This is a genomic window from Longimicrobium sp. (assembly GCF_036554565.1).
GTDB lineage: Bacteria > Gemmatimonadota > Gemmatimonadetes > Longimicrobiales > Longimicrobiaceae > Longimicrobium.
In genome coordinates, this window is the sequence record NZ_DATBNB010000402.1 from 1 (window position 1) to 7,266 (window position 7,266).

Annotated in this window: 6 protein-coding genes and 1 pseudogene; 1 reads left to right on the plus strand and 6 read right to left on the minus strand. The window is 72.9% G+C overall.

Translation table 11 applies throughout. The features are described 5' to 3' along the window. From VIB55_RS11110 to VIB55_RS11135, 6 genes are all read right to left on the minus strand, one after another. Positions 1 to 2,576 (minus strand): Ig-like domain-containing alpha-2-macroglobulin family protein (locus VIB55_RS11110; protein WP_331876729.1); only part of this gene is annotated, 2,576 nt, incomplete at its 3' end. A 175-nt stretch (positions 2,577 to 2,751) separates the two neighbouring features. Further along, positions 2,752 to 3,534, minus strand: a complete 783-nt coding sequence (locus VIB55_RS11115; protein ID WP_331876730.1) for a gamma-glutamyl-gamma-aminobutyrate hydrolase family protein — start codon at positions 3,532 to 3,534, stop codon at positions 2,752 to 2,754. Between the two features lie 176 nt (positions 3,535 to 3,710). Continuing rightward, on the minus strand, positions 3,711 to 4,340 hold the full coding sequence (locus VIB55_RS11120) for a transglycosylase SLT domain-containing protein (RefSeq protein ID WP_331876731.1): 630 nt from the start codon (positions 4,338 to 4,340) through the stop codon (positions 3,711 to 3,713). A 184-nt stretch (positions 4,341 to 4,524) separates the two neighbouring features. Beyond that, entirely contained in the window at positions 4,525 to 5,469 is a 945-nt protein-coding gene (locus VIB55_RS11125) for a glycosyltransferase family 2 protein (protein WP_331876732.1), read from the minus strand. Further along, positions 5,466 to 6,176 carry a class I SAM-dependent methyltransferase gene (locus VIB55_RS11130; RefSeq protein WP_331876733.1) on the minus strand — a complete coding sequence of 237 codons (711 nt, stop codon included), beginning with the start codon at positions 6,174 to 6,176 and terminating at the stop codon, positions 5,466 to 5,468. The genes VIB55_RS11125 and VIB55_RS11130 overlap by 4 nt, the downstream gene beginning before the upstream one ends. Positions 6,177 to 6,240: 64 nt before the next feature. After that, complete coding sequence (locus VIB55_RS11135; RefSeq protein WP_331876734.1) at positions 6,241 to 6,651, minus strand: BON domain-containing protein; 411 nt, start codon at positions 6,649 to 6,651, stop codon at positions 6,241 to 6,243. 112 nt (positions 6,652 to 6,763) lie between these two features. On the opposite strand from VIB55_RS11135, the pseudogene VIB55_RS11140 reads away from it, so the two are divergent. Next, positions 6,764 to 7,266 (plus strand): annotated as a pseudogene (locus tag VIB55_RS11140) (CPBP family intramembrane glutamate endopeptidase); the annotation flags it as partial.

Consider the following 7,266-nt stretch of genomic DNA (forward strand, 5'->3'; position numbering starts at 1 on the left):
TCCAGCCGGATGCCGTGGCGCCCCTGTGCGTCCGTCTCGCCCGACAGCTCGCGGTTCTCCTGGGGTACGTCATCCTCCGTTCCGAACCGCCACTCCGCCCACCCCGGAGGCGTGTAGAAGCCCGGCTCGCTCTGCACCCGCCAGTGGACCTCGGCCCCGGGAAGCCCGCCGCCCGCGAAGTACGAGGCGCGCACCGACACCTGGGCCGAGCCGCCGATCACGTGCGGACCCGGATCGGCGTCCACCGCCACCTCGAACTCCGGGCGGCGGAACTCCTGCACCTGGAAGCCGATGGGGTGCCCGCCCCCGCCCTCCGCTTCCACCATGATGGAGGCGCCGCCCAGGTTGGCGCCCGCGGGAAGGGTGAACGCCCCGTCGAAGCCGCCGAACTCCGTGAGCCGCGCCGTGCCCTTCGCGAGCTCTGCGCCCTGCGGGTCCATCGCCCGCCAGGTGACGCCCGGCCCCTGGCCCACGAACGACAGCCCGCCCGTTTCGCTCCGGGTGAAGCGGCGCACCCAGCCCTTGAAGCGAACCTCTTCGCCGGGCCGGTACAGGTTGCGGTCGGTGATGCCGTACCACAGCAGCTGCTGCGGCGTTTCCTGGCGAACCAGGCGCAGCCAGCCGCCGCGCCCCTGCCCAACGAGGATGGCCTGGTCGCCCGGCCGGCCGACGACCAGGAAGCGGTCCCGCTCGCCGCGCGGCTCCGCGCCCGGAAGGGGGAGCGTGGCCAGCCCGTCCGCACGGGTCACCCCGGTGGAGCCCCTGGGGAGCATGCGCACCTCCGCCCCGGCGATGGGGCTGCCGTCGCGAAGGGCGGTGGCCCACACCAGCACGCTGTCGCGGTCGGCGAAGGCGGCCACGCCCACGCCAGTCACCTGCAGCCACGCCGCGGAGGGCCGTTCCCCCGCCGGCTCCACCGACACCACCACGTGGCCCGTCTCGCCGCGAAGCACCTCGTCGGCATCGATCACGTGCTCGGTCATGGCGCCGGGTGCGGGGTCGGCGCGAAGCCAGCGGTCCACGACGGGTGTGCCGGGCAACGGGGACTTTTCGGGATCCCGCGCCCGGAACGCGGGCCAGTCCTCCGGCCGCACGCGGTGCATCCGCAGCCGCACCCGGGCGATGTCATGGGTGAACACCGAGACGGTGCGCGGCCCCGAGGCGTCCAGGACCATCATGGGCTCGGAAAAGCCGATGAACCCCGGCGCGGGCGGCCCCACGCGAACGGTGCGCGTCAGGTCGCGGCCCAGCGTCTGGCCGAACTGGTCGCGAACCGCGCGGGAGACGTGGATGGTGTAGCGGGTGTTGGGCGTGGCGGCGCCCGTGATCCACAGCTCGTTCCCCGACGCGGTCACCCGCATCCCCGGCAGCGCGGGTACCACCCGCACCCACTCCGCGGGCCCTCCGGCCGTATCCAGCGGGTTGTTGAACTCCATGCGCCACGGCGTGCCGGGCCGGCAGTCGTCCTCCCCGTATCCGCAGGCAACGGCCCCCAGGCCCAGCGGCGCATAGGTGCGGAAGCGCCAGCCCTGCACGGCCTGCGTGCGAAGCGGCCCCTCGGCCGAGGGCGCCCCGGCGCGTACCTGCACGTCGATCCCGGTGTTCAGGGGCAGCGGCTGCGTGGCGCGGAAGGCGATCCAGGTGCCGGCCTCCGCCTGCGCCGCGAAGGCGCGGGCAACGGAATCGCGCTGGATTTCCTCCGCGGAGGCCAGTTGGACGGCCCGCTCGGAACCGCCCGCCGTCAGCCGGATGAAGGGAAGCAGCGCGGCCGGCGAAATCTGCTGGTTGAAGTGGATGAGGAACACGGGATCGGGCCGCACGTGGTCGCCCCACGGCCACGCTCCGATGCCGGTCAGCTCGGGGGTGCGGAAGGTCCACCGCACCTCTTCCGCCAGCACGCCGCCGGTCGCGGAGCGGGTGCCCGCGGGGACGGTGACCGTGTACTCCGTGGCGAACGGCACCCGGCCCTCGGGGGTGAACACCACGGTGCGCACGTCCAGCCAGCGCCAGCTCCCCGAAAGCCGCGGGCTGATGCGCACCGGCACCTCACGGCTTTCCACCGTGCTGACGGTGGAGAGCGGCACCATCGGCTGCGAAAAGGTGACGGTCACCTCCGCGCCCCGCTCCACCTGCCCCTCGGGCGCGGCGCGCACCACCGTCAGCGGCACGCGCGCCGGTCCCGCGGACGGGCGCTCCGGCCTGGCGCTGTCCGGCGGGGGAAAGCCCGCCAGCACCGTGCGCCCCGTGCGGGGAGGCGGCAGCGTGGCCGCGGGAAAGGCGAACCGCTCCGCCGCGGCCACGGAGGGCAGCGGCTCCAGCCGGGCCAGGATGCGCTCCGCGTCGGCCCGCGGCAGCATCAGCGCGGGGGCGGGCGCCTCGCGCTCCGGCGCACGCAGGGGCGCGGGGCTCAGGCGAAAGCGCAACCCGCTGCTGTCGGGCACCACCGTGTCGGGCATCGTCTGGATCGGCCGGACGTGCAGCGGCGGAATCTCCGTGCGACGCTGCGCCTGGGCGGGCGCGGCCAGCCCCGCCAGCAGGGCGGCAAGGAACAGGACGGGCCGGTGGATGGCTCGCATTCGGACGTGTGCCGGTGTGTGGGACGGATGGGACGCGGGGTCCCCTTGATGCTCAACGCGGATGCGGGGGCAACTCTGACACACAGTACAGCGGGGAACCTACGAGGGCCAGAGCGCAAAAAGGCCCCGGCTCTTTCGGAGCCGGGGCCTTCGTGTCCATCCCTCGCCACAGGACTCAGGCGTAGGCGAGCGACTTGGCGTCGTGGAACTGGTTGGCGGCCTCGATGAAGGCCACGAAGAGGTTGCGCGTTCCCTCGTGCGTGTCGATCAGCATTTCCGGGTGCCACTGCACCCCCACCAGGAACTGCCCCTCGCGCGTGCCCTCCAGCGCCTCGACCATGCCGTCCGTCGCCCAGGCCGTGGCCACCAGCCCCTCGCCCAGGCGGTCCACCGACTGGTGGTGCATGGAGTTCACCATCGCCTGCTCAACGCCGAACGCCGTGTGCAGCCGCGACCCCGGGGCGATGCGGATGTCATGCGCCAGGTAGTCGCGCGCCCATCCCGCGCCGGGGAAGTAGTCGTGCTTGAGCGCGCCGGGGAACAGCTCGCCGCAGTCCTGCACCAGCGTGCCGCCCGCCGCCACGTTGATCACCTGCTGGCCGCGGCACACGCCCATCACCGGCTTGCCGTCGTCCAGCGCCCACCGGGCGAACATCAATTCCACGTAGTCACGCGCCAGGTCGGTGCGCCCGCACAGCTCGTGGCGCTCGGCGCCGTACGAGGTGGGGTCAACGTCCACGCCGCCGGCGATGAAGATGCCGTCCAGGTGGTCGTAGATGCCGCGCAGCGTCTCGGGATCGTTCTCCAGCAGCGGCACCATCCAGGGAATGGCCCCCACCGAGGTGCACGCCAGGAAGTAGCGCTGGTTCATCACCCACGACGCCGGAAGGTCTTCCGGAATGCGGTCGATGGACTGGAGCGTCTGCGTGGGAATGCCGATGACCGGGCGCTGTTGCATGCTGATCCTGCTGCTTGGACTGCGATGAAAGGAAGGGGACGAAAGCCCCGGGGCGGGAGGCAAAATCAGGGCCGGGCAACAAGATGCCCACGCCCCGCCCGCCGTGCAACGCCCCCGTACACCCTACCGGCGTGCACGTTCGCCGGGAGTACGGCAAATGTTTCGCCGTGGGTGAATCAGAAGCCGGAGGGGAGCCGCGTGGGAGCGGTTTCGTGCAGCGGCGCGGCGGGCGCGGGGGCGGAGTCGTGGCGCACCAGGTTCACGGGCGATCCGCCCCGCGCGCCCAGCACCAGGTCGGCGTAGCCGTTGGCGGGGTCGCCCCCGGCGGAGCGGATGCGCCGCACCGTGCCCATGCCGCGGTTGTACGCCGTCAGCGCCTCTTCCTGGTCGCCGTCATACACCGCCAGCAGCTGCTTGAGGTAGCGGAAGCCCAGGCGCAGGTTGGTGCGCCGCTCCAGCAGCTCGGCGCGGCTGATCCCCGGCTTCAGCTCGTTCGCCGTGGCCGGCATCACCTGCGTAAGCCCCAGCGCGCCCACGGGGCTCTCCGCCTGCTCGCGGAACGCGCTTTCCACGCGGACCAGGCGAAAGGCCAACTCGGTGTCCAGCCCCTCGGCGCGGGCGGCGCTCTCGATTTCGCTCGCCAGCTCGGTTGATATTCCGTAGCGGCGCGCATACTCGGCCACCTGCCGCTCGCGCCCCTCCGCCGCGCGCGAGGCCGCCAGCGCCGCGCCCACCACGCCCCATGCGCGGGCCGCCACCGCGCGGACGGGCGGCAACAGCGCCATGAGCGCGACGAAACCGAGCACCAGCCAGGGACGCGCGCCCCTGGGCCGCAGGGACGGCAACGTACGCCGCGTTCCGGGGCGCTTGGCTCGGGTAGCTCGGCGATCTCGTGGGGGTGAACGGCGGGGCACAGCTCCTCCATTTCTCGCGGCGGACGGCCCCCAAGCTAACGGCTCCGGGCTTATCGCGCGACGGCGATCGTCCGCGTCAATCGTCCGGGCCGTGGTACGGCACGGGTTCCTGCGTCAGCCGCCGCCACTCGCGCACGGTGGACCACTTCACCGGCGTGCGCGCCCCCAGCGCCTCGCGCGCGCCGGGCGCCAGCTGGCGAAGGACGCCGGGAAAGCCCTCCGGGTCGTCGATCTCCCACCCTTTCCGCATGTGGAAGTAGCGCCGCAGCCGCACCATCGCGCCGCCCAGCATCAGGGGAAAGGGGAGCGTGTACAAGGCGCCGAGAACGTCGTTCCTTACCGTCTGGTGCAGGTAGCGACGCTTGTCGCGCCCGGTCTGGTCGGCCACGTGGGCCACCACCGCATCCGGCAGGTACACCACCCGCCACCCCGCGTCCAGCAGGCGGATGGAAAGCTCCTTCTCTTCGCCGTTGATGCCCAGCGCCTCGCGAAAGCCGCCCACGCCGAGGAGCGCCTCCCGCCTCAGCAGGTGCCCGTAGCCGATGAAGGTGGCCACCTGCGAGCGGACGGTCACCGGCGCGGGCTGCGCGTGCGGCGGCCAGGCGCGCCCCTGCTCGTCGCCCTGCGCCAGCGCCACGGCGCCCACGTGGGGATCGGCGTCGAGGACGGCGACGGCGGCGCGGATGGCCTGCGGGTCCACGATGGCCGCGTCGTCGTCCAGGTTCAGCACGTAGGGCGCGGCGGTGGCGCGGGCGATTGTGTTCCGCCCCGCGGCCAGGCTGCGGCTCGTCTCGTTGCGCAGGACGCGCAGCCCCTGCGGCGCGCCGCTCCCCAGCGCCTCTCGCAGCGCCGGCTCCACGGGCACGCGCGAGCCGTCGTCCATCACGATCACGTCGCCCTGCAGCTCGCCGAGAGCGCCCAGCGATCGGATGCACCGCACCAGCGCATCGGGCCGGTCGCGGGTGCACACGCCGACGGCCAGGCGGGAGGGAGGCGGGACGCGGGCCTCGTCCGCGCTCACGCGACGATCCGGGCGAAAGCGTGGATGTTGGCGGCGTACCAGGGCGGCAGGTCCAGCGCGGCCACGTCGGCGCGAAGCTCCCCGTCGCGCGCGGAGAGCGGAAAGCCGCGCTCGGCGAAGCGGCGGATCCAGTACTCGGCGGGCTGCTCGTTGACGTGCAGGACGCCGCCCTGCAGCGGATGCGCGGCGGAAAAGACGATTCGCGGAAAGTGCGTCAGCAGTTCGAGCAGCTTGGGCGCGTGCCAGGCGGGAAAGTGCTCCGCCACTTCCAGACAGACGACGAGATCGAAGTCCCCCAGCGCCTGGGCGGCGGAGGCGACGTCCCCCGCGCGCAGGCGGACGAGGTCCAGCGGCTGCACGTCCAGGCCACGGCGCCGCGCCCGCTCCAGCGCGGGAGCGGAGGCGTCCACCCCCTTCAGGCGGAGGGTGGGATCGGCCGTGCGCAGCGCCTCCAGCAGCCGCCCCCCGCCGCATCCCACGTCCAGCACGGAACGGACCGGAAAGTGGTGGAGGATGGCGCGCGCGAACCCGTCCCAGTCTCCCACCTCCGCGCCATTCCAGAACCGGTCGTCGTACGGCGATTCGGAGGCCGGGCGCGCGCGGTCGGCGTACCAGGCGGCGAGCGCTCCGGCGTTGCGCGTGCGCCAGTAGAGCGCCGGGTGGCGCCTCTTCACGCGGTCCAGCAGGCGGCGCAGGGGTGAGGACATGGAGCAATCCGGAGGACGGCCGGCGGAGCCGGGAGCTACCGCGGGAGCGGATCCATCTCGATATTCAGGACCCGGCCGCGCGGCTGCCGGCAACCCGCGGGAAGATGCAGGCCACCCGCGCGGGCCCGGGCTGCAGGACCAGGAAGTCGATCACCAGCGTAACGCCCGGCACCATCTCGGCGTTGGCGCGCGCGCACTGCAGCGCGCCGAAGCCGCGGACGGAGCCGTGCAGGTGAACCTCCGTCCCCACCACCACGGGGCGGATGGCCGCGGCGTCGATGGAAGGCTCCGCCGCCATCCTCGCCTGCACCTCGCGCACGATGGCCGCCTCGCGGCCGGTTCGCTCGGTGAGCTGCGCCGGCGTTTCGGCGGGCTCGCCGCCACCCAGCAGGGCACAGGCACCCATCCCGGATGCCGCCCACACCATCACCACCGCCCCCATGCGCCGCGCCGCCCGCCGCCGATCGCCAGCCATCCACCCTCCGTGTCCCGGAAACTTGCGAGGCGCATCGTACGTTACAGCGAATACGGGCGCCGTCCTCACGACGCGGTTTTCGCAATCGACAGGCCAGAAGCGGCGCTGAATCATGAGCACCTATCTCCGAACCACCCGCTCGCACACCTACTCGCTGCTCTTTGCGCTGCCGCTGCTGGTGCTGTACGAGCTGGGCACCGTGCTGATCGCGGACCGTGGCGGCACGGGAATGCGCAACGGCGCCGACGTGCTGCTGCGCACCATGCTGGCGGCGGGCGGCGTGCAGGGAACGCTGGCGTTCACCGCCGCGCTGGCGCTGGGCGCGGCCGTGCTCGTCGCCCTGGAGCGGCGCAAGACACGGGTGCCGTTGCGGCGTTCGTACTTCGGCGGCATGCTGGCGGAAAGCGCCGTCTACGCCCTGCTTTTCGGCGGGCTGATCGCCACGGCGACCCACTTTCTCCTGGGCGGGTTCGTGCGGCTGGCGGCGGACGGGGCGCTCACCACGCTGCCGCTGCTGGACGGCATCGTCCTGTCGCTGGGCGCCGGCATCTACGAAGAGCTGCTCTTTCGCGTGCTGCTGACGGGCGGGCTGCTGGCGCTGCTGGTGTGGATGAG